The 16,180-nt window shown below is 72.3% G+C and carries 8 protein-coding genes and 2 pseudogenes; 3 read left to right on the plus strand and 7 right to left on the minus strand.

Features of this window, described 5'->3' with window-relative positions; genetic code table 11:
* The coding region (locus QK440_RS08755) for a non-ribosomal peptide synthetase (protein WP_282792431.1) at positions 1-5,980 on the minus strand (5,980 nt) is incomplete at its 3' end.
* An 877-nt stretch (positions 5,981-6,857) separates the two neighbouring features.
* On the opposite strand from QK440_RS08755, the gene QK440_RS08760 reads away from it, so the two are divergent.
* Positions 6,858-8,663, plus strand: coding sequence for a radical SAM protein (locus tag QK440_RS08760; RefSeq protein ID WP_282792432.1), 1,806 nt, complete (start codon positions 6,858-6,860; stop codon positions 8,661-8,663).
* Between the two features lie 61 nt (positions 8,664-8,724).
* Here the strand turns inward: QK440_RS08760 and QK440_RS08765 are convergent, their stop codons facing one another.
* Positions 8,725-9,591: an EamA family transporter gene (locus tag QK440_RS08765; RefSeq protein WP_282792433.1), complete on the minus strand. Its 867-nt coding sequence runs from the start codon at positions 9,589-9,591 to the stop codon at positions 8,725-8,727.
* A 159-nt stretch (positions 9,592-9,750) separates the two neighbouring features.
* Positions 9,751-10,245, minus strand: a pseudogene (locus QK440_RS08770) (HAD-IA family hydrolase); the annotation flags it as partial.
* Between the two features lie 344 nt (positions 10,246-10,589).
* On the opposite strand from QK440_RS08770, the gene QK440_RS08775 reads away from it, so the two are divergent.
* Both QK440_RS08775 and QK440_RS08780 read left to right on the plus strand, forming a co-directional pair.
* Positions 10,590-11,990: an MFS transporter gene (locus QK440_RS08775; RefSeq protein WP_282792434.1), complete on the plus strand. Its 1,401-nt coding sequence runs from the start codon at positions 10,590-10,592 to the stop codon at positions 11,988-11,990.
* Entirely contained in the window at positions 11,987-13,201 is a 1,215-nt protein-coding gene (locus QK440_RS08780) for an FAD-dependent monooxygenase (protein ID WP_282792435.1), read from the plus strand. The genes QK440_RS08775 and QK440_RS08780 overlap by 4 nt, the downstream gene beginning before the upstream one ends.
* A gap of 39 nt (positions 13,202-13,240) precedes the next feature.
* Here the strand turns inward: QK440_RS08780 and QK440_RS08785 are convergent, their stop codons facing one another.
* From QK440_RS08785 to QK440_RS08800, 4 genes and pseudogenes are all read right to left on the minus strand, one after another.
* Complete coding sequence (locus tag QK440_RS08785; protein WP_282792514.1) at positions 13,241-13,783, minus strand: GNAT family N-acetyltransferase; 543 nt, start codon at positions 13,781-13,783, stop codon at positions 13,241-13,243.
* 64 nt (positions 13,784-13,847) lie between these two features.
* On the minus strand, positions 13,848-14,540 hold the full coding sequence (locus tag QK440_RS08790) for a response regulator transcription factor (protein ID WP_282792436.1): 693 nt from the start codon (positions 14,538-14,540) through the stop codon (positions 13,848-13,850).
* Positions 14,537-15,916, minus strand: a complete 1,380-nt coding sequence (locus QK440_RS08795; protein ID WP_282792437.1) for a sensor histidine kinase — start codon at positions 15,914-15,916, stop codon at positions 14,537-14,539. The genes QK440_RS08790 and QK440_RS08795 overlap by 4 nt, the downstream gene beginning before the upstream one ends.
* Before the next feature lie 32 nt (positions 15,917-15,948).
* Positions 15,949-16,143: pseudogene (locus QK440_RS08800) on the minus strand (hypothetical protein); the annotation flags it as partial.
* Positions 16,144-16,180: the final 37 nt, after the last annotated feature.

Genomic DNA, 16,180 nt, shown 5'->3' on the forward strand with positions numbered 1-16,180 from the left:
GCAGATCGATGCCGCCGTACGGGGTCGTCGGGTCCTCGGCCAGCTGGGCCAGCACACGGCCCAGACGCAGGGCGATGTCGCGTGCGTGTTCCTGGTCAAGGAGGTGGTGCTGGTGCTGGAGGGTGACCTTCAGGTGCGGCTCGGCCAGGGCGATGACGGTCAGCGGGTAGTGGGTGCCGCTGAGCGGGCTGATCCCGGTCACCGAGATACCCGCGGCGGAGTAGGCCTCACTCAGCGCGGCACCGTCGATGGGGTAGGACTCGAAGACCACCATGGTGTCGAACAGCGCCCGCAGCCCGGTCACCTGGTGCATGTCCAGCAGACCGTGGTGATGGTGGTCCAGCAGCGCGCCCTGACGGTCCTGCAGCGTGGTCAGCACCTGGCCCAGCGACGCCCCCGGCGCGCAGTCGACACGGACCGGGAGGGTGTTGATGAACAGGCCCACCATCTCGTCCACGCCCGCCACCTGCGGCGGACGCCCGGAGACCGTGGCACCGAACAACACGTCCCGGCGCCCGGTCAGGCCTGCCAGCAGCATCGCCCACGCACCCTGCACCACCGTGTTCAGCGTCACGCCCAGCTCACCGGCACGACGCGTCAACGCACGCGACTGCTCCGCACTCAGCGGCACATCGATCTGGCCGACGCCTGAGGACTGGCCCTGCTCGTCGGAGCCGACGGGCAGCAGCAGCGTGGGCTCGTCCACGCCTTCCAGCTCCTTGGCCCACACACGCGCGGTCGCCTCCCGGTCCTGGCGCGACAGCCAGGCCAGGAAATCACGGTAGGCACGCGGGCGGCCCAGCGCGGAGGCATCCCCGGCCGTGCCGTACAGCCGCATCAAGTCCTGCATCAGGAGCGGGATGGACCAGCCGTCGAACAGGGCGTGGTGAGCGGTGAAGACCAGCTCCCACCGGTCGGTCTCCAGCTTGATCAGCGACAGGCGCAGCAGTGGGGCGTCGGACAGGTCGAAGTGCCTGCGGTGCTCCTCGGCCAGGATCTGCTTGAGGCGCTCCTCCCGTTCGCCCTCGCCGAGGGAGGTCAGGTCCTGCTCCTGCCACGGCAGTTCGATGCCGTTCTGGATGATCTGGACGCGGTCACCGGCGCTGTCGGTGGTGAACGCCGCCCGCAGGTTCGGGTAGCGGTCCAGCAGTGCCTGTCCGGCCGCTCGCATGCGCTCCGGTTCGACCGCACCGGCCAGGTGGAAGTCGAACTGCATCTGGTAGGCGTCGAAGGAGGCACCGGCCAGCTCGGTGTGGAAGAGCAGGCCCTCCTGCATCGCGGTCAGCGGCCATACGTCAGCCAGACCCGCGTAGCTCCTCTCCCATCCGTTCAGCTCTGCCTGGCTCACCTTCACCAGGGGCACGTCCGAGGGCGTGAGGCCGCCCGCCTCCGGCGCGGCGGCGTGCCGGGCGAGGCCTTCGAGGGCGATGCGCCACAGGTCGGCCAGCTCCTCCACCTCGGCCTGCGTGAACAGGCCGGAGGGGAAGTCCAGGCGGGTGACCAGGCGCGGCCCCTGCTCGCCGTCGGCGACGTACGCGGTGACGTTCAGGGCGGCCAGCGCGGGCATGTCCGCGTCCAGCTCCGCGAGCAGCTCGGTGGTCCCCTCGACCTGCGTGAAGCCCAGGCCGCGCAGTGCGTCGGGGACGTCGGACGCACCGGCGTACCGGCCCAGGTAGTTGAAGGACACCTGGCCGGTCGTGTGCCGCTTGAGGATGTCCGCGGTCTGCGGGTTGAGGTAGCGCAGCAGGCCGTAGCCGATGCCCTTGTCCGGCACGGCGAGGAGCTGCTCCTTGACCGCCTTGACGGCGGTCGCGGCGGCCCTGCCGCCGTTCAGGGCGTCGTCGAGGTTCACGCCCGCGACGTCCAGGCGGACGGGGTACATGCTGGTGAACCAACCCACCGTGCGGGACAGGTCGGCGCCCGGCGCCGCGGCTTCCTCGCGGCCGTGGCCCTCCAGGCGCAGCAGCAGCGAGGACTCCTCCACCCCGCGCCGCTTGCGCCACGTGGCCACGGCCAGGGCGAGCGCGGTCAGCAGCCCGTCGTTGACGCCGCCGCGGTAGGCCGCGGGCAGGCTCGTGAGAAGCGCTTCGGTGGCTGCCGCGGGAAGGTCCATGTGGACGTACTGGACCGTGGCGAGGGTGTCGAGGGCCGGGTCGAGCGGGCGGCTGCCGAGCACCGGGTCCCGGCCCGTGACCATCGTGCGCCACAGCGCCAGCTCACCGGCGCGCTCCGCCGACCGGGCCTCCTCCGTCAGCGCGTACGCCCAGCGCCGGGCGGACGTGCCCACCGGCGCGAGCTGCGGGGTGCGGCCCGCGCGGACCTGTTTCCACGCCTCGGCGAGGTCGGGCAGCAGGATGCGCCAGGACACGCCGTCGACGACGAGGTGGTGCAGCACGAGCAGCAGCCGCCCGGCGCGCTCGGCACCGGCGTCGAACCACACGAACTGCGCCATGACACCGGCCGCGGCGTCCAACCGATCGGTGGCGGCATCCAGTTCGGCGACGGCCCGCTCACGCCAGCCGTCGGCCCAGTCGCCCTCGGTCTCCACGCGGTGGATCCGGGACGCGACGTCGACCGAGCCCGGAGCGGTCACCTCAAGGCCGGTCTCCTCGCCGGTGACCAGGCGCGAGCGCAGCATGTCGTGCCGGTCGACGACCGCCGACAGGACCTTGACCAGGCCCGTCTCGTCCAACCCGGCGGGCAGCTCCACCGCCGTCGACATGGTGAACCGGTCGATCCCCGTGCCGAGTTCCTGGAGCCAGTGCCCGATCGGCAGCAGCGGCATGAAGCCCACGCCGCCGCCCTCCAGCTCCTCCAGGACCGGCCGGTCCTCACCGCTGCTGACCGCGCTCTCAGCCAGTTCGAACACCGTGCGGGCCTCGAAGATCTGCCGGGGCGTGACCTCCACGCCCTGCGCGCGGGCCCGGGCGGCCACCTGGATGGAGCGGATGGAGTCACCACCGACGGCGAAGAAGTCGTCATCGATACCGACCCGCTCCAGACCGAGGACATCGGCGTAGACCCCGGCCAGGACCTCCTCCACCGGGTTGCGCGGCGCCCGGTAGGCACTGCCGGTGAACTCCGGCTCCGGCAACGCCTTCCGGTCCAGCTTGCCGTTGGGACCCAGCGGCAGCTTGTCCAGCATCACGAACACCGAAGGCACCATGAACTCCGGCAGCCGCCCGGCCACGAACCGGCGCAGCTCCCGCGAGGAGACCGCCGCGGTCAAATCCACGTCCAGGTCGCCCACATCGGCTATCGCGCCGGGCTCGCTCTCCCACAGGTGGGCGGCCACCACGTAGCCCACCAGCTGGGTGCTGCCCTGGTGCTGTCGCGTCACCACGGCGGCCTTCGCGACACCCGGGTGCGCGGTCAGCGCCGCCTCCACCTCGCCCGGCTCGATGCGGAAGCCGCGCACCTTGACCTGCGCGTCGTCACGGCCGGCGTACTCGAGCTGGCCCTGGTCGTTCCAGCGGGCCAGGTCCCCGGTGCGGTACATCCGCTGCCCCGCCGGACCATAGGGGTCGGCCACGAACCGCTCGGCCGTCAGCCCCGCCTGGCCGAAGTAGCCACGCGCCACCTCACCGGCCACATACAGCTCACCCACCACACCCGGCGCCACCGGCTTCAGGCCCGCGCCCAGCACATAGGTGCGCATATTGCCCAGCGGCACCCCGATCGGCGCACCCGCCGACCCCCTCCAGCCCTCCTGAGCCTGGAAAGCGGTCGCGTAGAACGACTCCGTCTGCCCATAGGAGTTGACCACCCGCACCCCGGGAATGGCCTCCCGGGCGCGCTCCACCAATGCCGCCGACAGCGCCTCACCGGCAAACACGACCGTGTCGGCTTGAATCTTCCCGCCCACCTGGTCGAGCAGCTCGGCGAAGACCGACGGCACCGAGCTGACCACGCTGCCCGACCAGCCACCGCGCTCGGCCACCACCAGCGGATCGCGGACCACCTCCACCGTGCCGCCCACCGACAGCGTGGTGACGATCTCGAACACCGACACGTCGAAGTTGATGGAGGTCCCCGCCAGCATCCGGCAGCCCGCCTCCACACCGACCACCGCGGCGAGGCGCGTGACACCGTTCACCACCCCGCGGTGCGTCACCGCCACACCCTTGGGCTTACCGGTCGAACCGGAGGTGTACATCACGAAAGCGGTGTTCGCGGGCCGGGCCGCGGCCGGCCGTACGTCCGGCCCCGCCGCCGCGAAGTCGACGTCCTCGATGAACAGGCTCGGCACCTCCGACACCGGGAGCGCTCCGGCCGTGCCGGCGTCGGTCAGCACCAAGGCCGGTCGGGCGTCGGACAGGATGTGGCCGAGGCGGGCGCTGGGGTACTTGGGGTCGATCGGCAGATAGGCGGCGCCCGCCTTGAGGATGCCCAGCATGCCCACGACCAGGTCCGCCGAGCGTGGCAGTGCCAGTCCGACGACGGTCTCCGGGCCCGCTCCGCGGCCCGCCAGCTCGCGGGCGAGGCGCTCCGCCCGCGCGTCGAGTTCCGCGTACGACAGCTCTTGGTCGTCGTGGATGACGGCTGTCGCGTCCGGCGTCGCCGCGGCCTGGCGTGCGAGGAGGCCCGTGATGTCGAGTTCGGGTGTCGGGGCCGCGGTGTCGTTGTACGTCCGCAGGACCAGCTCGCGTTCGTCCGGGTCCAGGACGTCCGCGAGCGTGACCGTGCGGGAGGGCTCGGTGGCGAGCGCGTCGACGAGGCGCACGAACCGGGCCAGCAGGGCCTCGGCCGTGGACCGGTCGTACAGGTCGGTCGCGTACTCCAGGAAGATCGACAGGCCCGGGTCGAGCGGGTCGCTGAAGAAGTTGAACTCCAGGTCGAACTTGGCCGTCGGGGTCGCCAGCGGGCCGACGTGGGCCCTGACCCCCGGCAGCTCGAACTCGGACCAGCCGCGGGTCGCCCAGGTGAACATCACCTGGAACAGCGGGTGGTACGCGGTGGAGCGCTCCGGGTTGAGGATCTCCACCAGGCGCTCGAACGGCGCGTCCTCGTTGTCGTACGCGGCCAGGGCCTTGTTCTGCACCTGCGCGAGGAGCTGCTCGAAGGACGGGGTGCCGGAGAGGTCGGTGCGGAGCACCCAGGTGTTGACGAAGAACCCCACCAGGTCCGCGAGTTCCTCGTCGGTGCGGCCCGCGATGGTCGAGCCGATGGCGATGTCCTCGCCCGCGCCGAGGTGCTGGAGCAGCACCGCGAGCGCGGCCTGGAACACCATCGGCGTGGTCACGTTCGCGCGTCTGGCCAGCGCCTCGACCTTCTCCAGCAGCTCCTCGTCGAGCGTGAGGCCGATGCCGTCACCGCGGTGGCTGGGGGCCGGGGGGCGCGGACGGTCGGTGGGCAGGCGTATCGGCTGCGGTATCCCGGACAGTTCCTCGCGCCAGTAGGCGAGCTGCGTGGACAGGAGGCTGTCGGGATCACTCTCGTCGCCGAGGACCTCGCGCTGCCACAGCGTGTAGTCGATGTACTGGACCGGCAGTTCGGGCCAGTCCGGCCGCTCGCCCCGGACGCGGGCGGTGTACGCGGTGGCCAGGTCGCGGGCGAGCGGGCCCGCGGACTCCCCGTCGCTGGCGATGTGGTGGATCAGGAGCAGGAGCCGGTGGTCCTCGGCACCCGTGCGGAAGAGGGTGGCGCGGACCGGTATCTCCTCGGACAGCGTGATCGCGTAGGTGGCGGCCTCCCACACCGCCTCGTCCACGTCCTCCGCGGCCACCTCGACCAGTGGGACGTCCAGGTGGACCTGCTCGGCGGGGACCACCTGCTGCCCGGGGACGCCGTCGGCGCTCTCCACGATCAGCGTGCGCAGACTCTCATGACGGGTCACCACGTCACGGACCGCCGCCGCCAGTGCCTCCGTGTCCAGTACGCCTGTGAGCCGGACGAGAAAGGGCACGTTGTACATCGGCGACGGCCCCTCGAACTTGTCGATGAACCACAGGCGCTGCTGAGCGAAGGACAACGGGATCATGACGTGGGACTCCTATTCATCGTGCGCAGGGGGACCGACTGGCGGCCGATGCACCCGTGACCGTGCGCGCCGACTCCCCCGTGAAATCGGCTCTTCGAATACCGCTCGACGGCTTTTCAGGGCGGGCGACTTCCCTGTGCTCGGCGCGTCGGCCAGGCGGTGCCGGTATGATCGTCGGCCGAACTCGGCAGCCGGTCCCGGCGAGGACTGAAAAGGCTTCACCACGGCCTCGCCGACCATGCGAAAGCATGGCACGCGACCACGGAGAACACCGTCGAATTTCTCCGAGAAACCTGACGTTTTCAAGGCCGGCCCAGTCGACACACCGGGCTCGCCGGATCAAGGTACCCCTGTCCCGTCAACGGGACCACGACGTCGCGGGCTCCGGACGCCCTTTATCGATCCGGCCGCCTGCGGCTCTTGACAACGCTTCGCCCGCAGAAACGGAATGGCATGCATTCACATCATTACCGTTCCGCTTCCCTCGCGACCGGAATACGGGATCGCACTTTACCGGGAGCGCACTTCGGCCGTCATGCGGCAGCTACAGGATCTATGGGAACGGCACGGGAAACGACAACTCGCCGCCGCCCTTCTTTCCCTCCGGCCCGCGAAGGCGAAAGGCCCGTTCAGGCGGGCGTCCACCAGACGCCCTACGCCGATTGACGGAAGCCGCACCGGGCCGGTGCTCGTACCGCAGGCCCCGGCGCGGAATCCGGCCTTTCGGTACGTGGACACCTGTCCGGGCGCACGGAATCAGATGTACACGGCCTCTTGTGACGGTTCTCGCCATTTACGGGTGGAACCCTGTCTTCACCGGGTGGGGGAGGTCACGATCTGAACCACCTCTCCTCCGCATCGCACAGATGGAGCGCTCATGACGCGCAACGACCCCCGTGCGCCCGTGCTCGTGGAAGACCCCTCCGTCGCGTTCTCCTGCGCTCCCCAGCGGCCGGCGCTGCGGCACCTGGGCAGGGCCTCCCTGCGTACGTCCCGGTCCGGCACCCGGCGGCGCGCCCTGGGGCGGGCGCCCCGCGTCCTGCTCTTGGTGCCCTCGTACACCCGGGTCGTGGAGCCCTCCCCGCAGGGGAGCAGCTTCAGGGCGCTCGGCCTTGACACGTTCGAGGTCATGAAGAGGGCGGGCACGCCGATCGGTCTCCTGCGCATCGCGGCGAACGCCCGTCTCGCAGGTTTTGACGTCCGGATCGTCGACTCCCCCTTCGCCGGCTGGGAGCAGGAACGCCGGCACGTGGACCTGGGGAACGGCAGCAGCCTCGTACGCTACGGCCTCGACGACGACCAACTGCGCTCCCTCATCGAGGAGTTCGACCCGGACGTCGTCGGCGTCCAGTGCATCTACACCGTCCAGTGGGGCAACGCGCGCGCCCTCGCCGACCTGGTCAAGGACATCGACCCGGGGATCGTGACGATCACCGGCGGCGCGCACCCCAGCGGCGACTGGCGATACGCCGTCCCGGACTCCCCCTTCGACCACGTGGTCATCAACGAGGCGGACCAGACCTTCACCGCTCCCCTGCGGGCGCTCACCGAGGAGGGCGGCGACATCGACGCCGTGCCCGGCATCGCCTACCGCCGCGCCGACGGTGCCGTGATCCGCACGAGCGCGGCGTCGCCGTACATGCGCATCCTGCCCAAGCGACAAGGGCTCGACCAGCGGCTCGGCATGATGCCGCTGCCCGACTTCGGGATGCTGGACATGCGCCAGTACGAGCAGGGCTACCACTCCTCGGGCAGACGGGTGCGCGACCACGGCTCCTGGGCGCAGATCTTCTCCACCATCGGCTGCAACGTCGGCTGCGACTTCTGCTACATCCCCATGGTGAACGGCCCGTGGCGGGCGCTCGGCACCGACTGGTTCGACCTGCACCTCGCCGAGATACGCAAGCACGGTGTGACCGAGGTGCTCATCGAGGACGACCACCTGCTGCACGACCCGCTGTACGCGATGGAGGTCTGCAAGCTCCTGCGCAAGCACGACCTGCCGTGGGTCGAGGAGGGCGGCCTGAGCCTGTTCAACCTCGTCCTGCTGCACCTGGGGGAGAAGTTCGCCGACGGCATGGACGAGGCCGAGCGGCGCAACCCCAACTTCCGCAACGTCCTCGCGGCGATGCGGGCCGGGCTCACCTGCCGTGACCTGATCAAGGCCATGGCGGACGGCGGCTGCTACAGCGTCTACCTGGCGGTGGAGAGCGCCAACGAGGACAGCCTGGTGGAGTCGGGCAAGCCCCGGCTCAACGCCTTCCAGCAGGCGACGGGTGACGTGGTGGAGATGTTCACCGAGTACGGCATCCAGGTCACCGGCGGTTTCATGCTCGGCTTCGTCAACCCGCCCGAGCGGCCCGGGGGCGAGCCGTACATCGAGTCGCTGGAGCAGATCGAGAAGACCGTCGACTACGCGGTCACGCTCATGGGCCGTGGCATGGCCTATGCCAACCCCTTCATCGTCACGCCGCTGCCGGGCACGAAGATGTGGGACTTCCAGAAGGACTACGTCGTACGCCACTACGACAACGGCTGGTCGCACGAGAAGGCGACGATGGCCACCGAGAAGTGGAGCGCCGAGGACATCGAGCGGGCGCGGCTGGACCTGCTGGTACGCGCCAACGGCGCGGACAAGGTGGTGGAGATGGTCCGCCGCGGGACGTGGCCGGTGGACGCCTGACCTGACCCGGCCTGACGCGGCCTGCCCCGGCCTGACCGGGGTCCGGCGCCCGGGCCCCGGTTCAGTTCCGGCGGCGCGCGGCGCGCAGGGCGTCCGCCGAGGCCAGTGTGGCGCCGCCGGCGATGAGTACGGTGGCGGCGGCGACGGGCCAGCTCGCGTCGGCCCGCCCGGCCGCCACGAGGAGTGTGGTGGACAGCAGCGGGGCGAAGTAGGAGAAGGTGCCGAGGAGCCGGATGTCGCCGTGCTTGGTGCCGTGGTCCCAGACGTAGAAGGCGCCGCCGACCGGGCCGAGGCCCAGGGCGAGCACGGCGAGCCACTGCCAGCCGTCGGGTCGGACGGTGTCTTCGAACAGCAGGTGGCAGACGGCCGCGAGCGCCGCCGTGGCCAGGCAGAAGAAGGCGACCATGTCGGTGGGGACCTGCGGGTAGCGGCGGTTGGCCACCGAGTACGCCGACCACACCAGGGCGCAGACGGCGGCCGCCGTGTAGCCCAGCAGGTACTCGCCGCGGAGGTGCACGCCCTCGCCGCCGGTGACCAGCAGGAAGGTGCCGCCGAGCCCGAGCACCGCGCCCGCCGTGTGCCACCAGCGCAGCCGCTCGCCGGGCAGCAGCGCGGAGAACACGACGATGAGCAGCGGCCACAGGTAGGCGATGAGGCCCGCGTCGACCGCGGGGGCGTTGCGCAGGGCGAGGAAGTAGAAGAAGTGGTAGCCGAACAGGCCGCCGATGCCGAGTGCCCAGGCGCCGCCGGGCAGCCCGCGGGCGAGCGCCGCGCCGCCGCGGACGGCCCGGGGCAGCCCGATGAGCCCGCCGACCGTGAACGCCATCGCGGTGAGCTGGAACGGCGGTACCCGCCCGCTCAGCGTGGTCAGCAGCGCCAGCGACGCCCACAGCAGCACGGCGACCGCGCCGACGCCCGTGGCCCGCATCCGCCCTGCTGACGACCCCGCCGACGACCCCGCCGAACGCCCTGTCCCACCGTGCTCGTCCCCCGACGTGGCGGCGTCGGCCCGAGTCTCCCCCGCGTCCACCAGTCCTCCAGCCCCCCGCGTCCCCCGTGGACCCGGTGACGATGCGTCAGCCCACGGCTACCGGCACATGGTACTGACGCCCGCCGGACCCGCCTGCGCTTTCCGGACAGCCTCGGGCCGGCCGAGGCGGTCGGCCAGCCCGGCCAGGTCGTCGGCGTGCAGGTCGAACCGGTCCGTGCCGGTGGGCGGGTCGCCGACGGGGCGGGCGACGTAGGCGGTGCGCAGGCCGAGGCCCTGTGCTCCGCGGAGATCCCAGGCGCGGGCGGCCACCACGAGCAGCCGCTCCGGCGGCCGCCCGGAGACGGTGACGGCCAGTTGGTAGGCCGCCGGGTCCGGCTTGTAGGTCCGGGCGTCCTCGCCGGGCAGCGCCTGGTGCCGGCGCAAGCCCGCGTGGGCGTTGAGTTCCAGCAGCGCCGTCCGGCTCGCGTGGGAGAGTCCGATCAGCGGGAACCGGTCGGCGAGCCGGGCGAGGCCTGCCGCCGTGTCGGGCCACGGCGCGAGCCTGCGACCCGCCAGGGCCAGCTCCGCCACGGCGGCCGGATCGTCGACTCCGACAGGGAAGCCGGTCTGATGCCCGCGCCGCCCGCGGGTGCGGCGGCCCTCAGGGCGGCGGAGGCAACACCGCCTGCCTGGTGCGCGGGCACCAGGGACGTGCGCGGCCGGTGCGGGTGCACCAGGGCGGGACGGCCGCGGGGGACGATGCCCGGACGGGCCGCTCAGGCGAGTGTGGGAGACGCGTGCAGAGCGCGCAGTCCCCAGCCCGGCCAGGAGACGCGTGCACGGCGCGCGGTCCCCAACCAGCCAGGAGACGCGTGCACGGCGCGCCGTCCCCCAACCAGCCAGGGGACCCGACCAGTTGACCAGTCAGGACCCGACCAGTCAGGAGAAGGGTGCCCATGTCCGTGTCCGGAGCCGTGGTGGTCCCGAGCCGCATCGGGAAGCTCGCGATCGGGGCCCTCGGGGGCCTGGCGCTGGCCCTGGGTGCCTTGCAGGCGGTCGTGGAGCCCGCACTGCCTTTGCTGCAGCGCGAGTTGGGCGTCAGTGCCGGGGAAGGGGCGCTGGTCGGCAACGCGTTGCTCGTCACCGGCGCGGTCGTCGCACCCGTCGCGGGTGAACTCGGCGACCGTTACGGCGGGAAGCGGGTGCTGGTCGCGCTGATGGGCGTGGTGTCCGCGGGTGGTGTGCTGGCCTCGGTGGCACCCGGCCTGCCGGTGTTGCTGCTCGGGCAGGTCCTGCAGGGCGTCATGGTGGGGGCGCTGCCCCTCTCCTTCATCCTGGTGCGCAAGCACCTGTCGGCGGCGGCGGCGCGGGTCGCGATGGGGCTGGTCATGGCGCTGTTCACGGGCGGCGGCACGGTGGGCACGCTGGTCGCCGGGCCGGTCGCGGAGCATCTGTCGTGGCAGGCGATGTTCGCGCTGCCGACGGTCGTGGTCGTCGTGCTGACGTCGGCCGTGGCACGGTTGCTGCCGCACGACCCGCCGAGTCGGTCGGCCGGCGGGGTCGACTGGCCCGGCATGGTGCTCCTGAGCGGCACGCTGCTCGCGTTCATGCTCGGGCTCGTGCGGGTGACGGGTGCCGGTCTGCCGCCGCTCGGGGCCGGTGCCGTCGCGGTGGCCGTGGCCGCCCTCGCGGCCGGTTGGGTCGCCGTGGAGCGCCGGGCGGCCTCGCCGGTGGTCGACCTGCGGCTCCTTGCCCGGCCCGCGCTGTGGCACGCGTGCGTGCTCACCTCCGTCATCACGACCGCTTTCGGGATGGTGGCCTTTCTGCTGCCGCAACTGTTCGCGGCGCCCGGCGACGGGTACGGCTTCGGGCTCGGCACCACCGACATCGGGCTGTTCCTGCTGCCCGGTGCCGTCGCCGGGGCGGTCGGTGACGTGGCGGGCGGGGTCGCGGCGCGGCGTCTCGGCCTGCGTGCCGTGCTCGTCGTGGGCGCTCTCACCACGGCGGCCACGGCGTTCGCCCTGGTGTCGCTGCACACCGCGGCATGGCAGCTCGTCCTCGCGAAGGCGCTGACCGCGATCGCCGCGGGCGCCGGTGCGACGGCGCTGCTCACCCGGGCCGCCACCGCCGTCGGCACCGGGGACACCGGTGTCGTCACCGGCCTGCTCGTGGTGACGCGCGTGATCGGCGTCGCCCTGGGCGCCCAGGTCGGGGCCGCGCTCCTCGACGCCGGGGCCGACCCGCTGACGGGCCTGCCGGCGGAATCGGCCTTCGCCACGGGCTTCGCCGTCGCCGGCCTCGTCTCCGCGCTGCCCTTGCTCATCGTCCGTGTCACGAAGAAGGGATCCCCAACATGAGAGCCAACCGTCCTACGCCGGGCACCACCGTCAAGCGCCGTGTGCTGGTCTCCGGGGCCGGGGTGGCCGGGCTCGCGCTGGCGTACTGGCTGCGCAGGGCCGGCTGTACGGTCACCGTGGTGGAGAAGGCAGGCGCCCTGCGCGACGGCGGGTACCCGATCGACGTCCGCGGCACCGCGACCGAGGTGGTCCGGCGGATGGGGATACTGGCCCGTGTGCGGGAGGCGCACATCGCCTCGCGCCGCTGTACGTTCCTCCACGCCGACGGGCGTGCGGTGGCCTCGCTCAGCCCGCGTGCCGTCGTGGGCGGTGCCGAGGGGCAGGACCTGGAGGTGCGGCGCGGGGATCTGGTCGCGCTCCTGCACGCGGTGGTCCGCGACGACGTGGACATCCTGTTCGGCGACTCCATCGCCGCCCTTGACCAGTCTTCCGGACCGGGTGTGGACGTCACGTTCCACCATTCGGGGCGGCGTAGGTTCGACCTGGTGGTCGGCGCCGACGGGATGCACTCGTCCACCCGGGAGACGGTGTTCGGCCCCGAGCGGCAGTTCCACCGGTACCTCGGCTCCTGCTTCGCCCTCTTCACCATGGCGAACAGGTTCGGGCTCTCCCGCGAACTCGTGGTGTGGAACACCCCGGGCAGGGCCGCGGCCCTCTACGCCGTCGGGGGTGACGACGAGGTGCACGCCTTTCTGACCTTCCACCGGCCGGAACCGCCGTCCGCCGCCCTCCGCGACCCCGGCACCTGGAGGGACCTGGTCACCGCGGCCTTCGCGGGCGCGGGGTGGGAGGTCCCCGGCATGGTCGACGCCCTGCGCGGCGCGGACGACCCGTTCTTCGACGTGGCCGGTCAGATCCGTATGCCCCACTGGTCCCGCGGCCGCGTCGCGCTCGTCGGTGACGCCGCGTACGCCCCCTCGTTCCTCACCGGACAAGGAACGAGCCTCGCGCTCGTCGGTGCCTACATGCTCGCCCACTCCCTGGCCGCCCACCGGGATCACTCTGCCGCCTTCACCGCCTACGAACGCGGTGTCCGTACGTTCGCCGCCATGAACCAGGCACTGGTCGGCTCCGGTGCCGCCACGCTCTTCCCCGCCACCGAACGGGCCTTGGAGCAACGCAACACCAGGCTGCGCGACCTCCTCACCCTGCCCTCCGCACCGGTACGAGCAGCGCATACCGCCCTGAGCCTGCCGGGCTTCCCCTCGTGAGTTCGTGCGTGTGTCGCGCCGCCGTCCGCGTGGCCGCCGTCAACGGGCACGGGTGGCGTACTGGTCCGACGTCAGCGCGTACACTTGTACGCGCCGGCCGCCATTGGGATTGACGGTCTCGCGGACCGGCCGCATCCCCAGTTTGGTCATGATGCGCTCGGAGGCGTCGTTGCCCACCTGCGCGATGCTGACGATCCGCTCCAGTCCTCGCTCCTCGAACCCGTACCGCAGGGCGGCCGCGGCGGCCTCGGTGGCCAGGCCCCTCCCCCAGTGCGAACGCCCCAGCCGCCAGCCGATCTCGACCGCCGGCAGCACCTCCGGCAAGTAGCCGGGCACCGCAAGGCCGGTGAACCCGGCCAGCTCGCCGGTGGCCCGGATCTCCACGGCGAACAGGCCGAAGCCCTGTGACTCCCACTCGCTCTCCCACACCCGGACCCCGTCGCGCGTCTGCTGTTCGTCGCGGACGCTGCCGTCGCGGATCCACCGCATGACGTCGGGGTCGGCGTTGACGGCGGCCATGGGCGCGATGTCTTCCTCGCGCCAGCGGCGGAGGATCAGACGGGGAGTCTCCAGCGTGACCATCCGATCATTGTGGATCACGAACGGGTTCCCCCGCCATCCCCATCAGGCGCGTGCACAACACGTCCTACGACGGCCCGTTGCTGCTTTCGCCGGGGGCGGCACGGGCCAGGCCCGTCCGGTAGGCGATGACGACGAGGTGCGCCCGGTCGCGGGCCTCCAGCTTCGTCATGGCGCGCTGCACATGGGCCCGTACGGTGAAGGGGCTGAGGAACATCCGCTCGGCGATCTCCTGGTTGGACAGGCCGGTCGCGACCAGGGCCACCATCTCGCGTTCGCGCGGGGTCAGCACGGCGAGCTGTCCGGGGTGGTGCGGCGGGGCGTCGTCCGGCGTGGCCAGGAAGCGGGCGACCAGGGAGCGGGTCGCGGCGGGGGACAGCAGCGTGTCGCCGTCGGCGATCGTACGCACGGCGTCGAGCAGGTCCTCGGCCCCGATGCCCTTGCCGATGAAGCCACCGGCCCCCGCGCGCAGCGCCCGGGCGACGTACTCGTCGGTCTCGTACGTGGTGAGGATCAGGATGCGGCTGGCCCGCAGGTCCGGGTCCGCGCAGATCTCGGCCGTGGCGGCGAGGCCGTCCACCTCGGGCATGCGGATGTCCATGAGCACCACGTCCGGGCGCAGCTCCCGGGTGAGTCGCACCGCCTCCCTGCCGTCGCCGGCCTCGCCGACCACGGTGATGTCGTCGGCGGTGTCGAGGAGCATCCGGAAGGCGTCGCGCAGCAGCGCCTGGTCGTCGGCGAGGAGGACCCGGAGCGTCACGGCCCCTCCCCTGCCCGGGCGTCGCACGTCCCGTCCTCGTCTGCCGCCGCCCCGGCCGCCCGGGCCCCGGCCGCTGCTTCGTCAGTCGTACGCTCCGCTTCTGATGTGTCCTCAGAGTGCGGTGTACCTCGCGTAGTTGCCGAGCTGGGCTTCTGGGGCGCGTTCTTGGCGGGTGGGACGGGGAGGTGGGCGGAGACGAGGAAGCCGCCCCCCGGGCGCCTGCCCGCGGACAGGTGTCCCCCGACCGCGGCGGCCCGTTCCCGCATCCCGATCAGCCCGTGGCCGGGTGGGCGGTTCGGCGGCGCGGGCGTCGTCGGCGTCGTACCGCGGGCGCTTCCTCCGTCGTCGGCGACGGTGATGGTCACGTGGTCGTGGTGCCAGGCGAGGCGCACCCGGGCACTTCCGGTTCCGGCGTGCTTGGTCACGTTGGTCAGGGCCTCCTGGACGATGCGGTACGCGGTGAGGTCCACCCCCGGTGGCAGTGGCCTGGCCGGGCCGTCGTGGTGCACCGACACCTCCAGTCCCGCGCGGCGGAACGACTCGACGAGCGGGGGGAGCCGGTCCAGTCCGGGTGCCGGTTCGGCGGGCGCGGGTGTGTCCCCGGACTGACGCAACAGGCCGACCGTGGCCCGGAGTTCGTCGAGCGCGTGGCCGGTGGTCTCGACGAGGTCCCGCAAACTCTTGCGGGTCTGCTCCGGGCGGGTGTCGAAGAGGTGGGCGGCGACCGTGGCCTGCGCGTTGGCCAGGGTGATCTGGTGGGCCACGAGGTCGTGCAGCTCGCGGGCGATGCGTACGCGTTCCTCGGCCACTCGGCGGCGCGCCTCACTCTCCCGGCTGCGCTCGGCCCGCCGGGCCCGCTCCTCGACGGCTTCCAGGTAGGCCCGCCGGTTCCGGACCGAGTGCCCGAGTACGCCCGCGACCAGGGGGAACGCGGCGACCGCTGCCATCCTGCTCGCGTCCTGCCACGAGAGGTCCCCGCACCAGGGGGCGGAGGCGGCCAGCAGGGCCGCGGAGGTGAGCGACACCGCGCCGGCCGCGCGCCGTTCGGTGCGGGCGGTGAGCGCGCAGGAGTAGGCGGTGAGCACGGCAGGGGCCACGGTGAGCGGGCTCAGCAGGAGGCCCAGAGGCCGCACCAGGAGGCCGCTCGCCGTCGTGACCGCCAAGGCGGCCGCGGGTGTGCGGTGCCGCAGGGGCAGCACGGCGCAGGAGAGCACGGCGAGGACGTGGGCGGCGGCAGGCGGCGGGGACAGGGTGTCGCCGCCGTCCTGGAGCGCGCCGCCGAGCAGGCACAGCACGAACGCCGCCGCCGTGACCGCTGCCTCGCGCCACCACGTGCCGCGTGAGCGCGCGTTGCTGCTTTCCGCTGTGGTCGTCATGGCCGACTCAGTGCCGGTTTCCGCTGTGGTCGTCATGGCCGACTCAGTGCCGGTGCCGCGCCGACGGGGAAGTACGACACGGCGGCATCCGGGGCGGTCGCGTCCGGCCGAGGTGCGGCGGCCGGGGCAGGCCCGCGCAGTGCCTCACCTTCGGTGTCCCCATGCGGCAGCACGCGGTTCAGGATACGGGGCGGCCACCAGGCGCGGTGGCCGAGGAGTGCCGGGACCGGCCATAGAGATCCTCTTCCTCCCCGGCCGGGGCCA

The sequence above is a fragment of the Streptomyces sp. CC224B genome (genome assembly GCF_030010595.1).
Taxonomy (GTDB): Bacteria; Actinomycetota; Actinomycetes; order Streptomycetales; family Streptomycetaceae; genus Streptomyces; species Streptomyces longispororuber.

Bases quoted from the DNA above. Each gene is read 5' to 3' on its own strand.
- QK440_RS08760 (WP_282792432.1), top strand. From the start codon at position 6,858: ATGACGCGCAACGACCCCCGTGCGCCCGTGCTCGTGGAAGACCCCTCC.
- QK440_RS08765 (WP_282792433.1), bottom strand. From the start codon at position 9,591: ATGCGGGCCACGGGCGTCGGCGCGGTCGCCGTGCTGCTGTGGGCGTCG.
- QK440_RS08775 (WP_282792434.1), top strand. From the start codon at position 10,590: ATGTCCGTGTCCGGAGCCGTGGTGGTCCCGAGCCGCATCGGGAAGCTC.
- QK440_RS08780 (WP_282792435.1), top strand. From the start codon at position 11,987: ATGAGAGCCAACCGTCCTACGCCGGGCACCACCGTCAAGCGCCGTGTG.
- QK440_RS08785 (WP_282792514.1), bottom strand. From the start codon at position 13,783: ATGGTCACGCTGGAGACTCCCCGTCTGATCCTCCGCCGCTGGCGCGAG.
- QK440_RS08795 (WP_282792437.1), bottom strand. From the start codon at position 15,916: ATGACGACCACAGCGGAAAGCAGCAACGCGCGCTCACGCGGCACGTGG.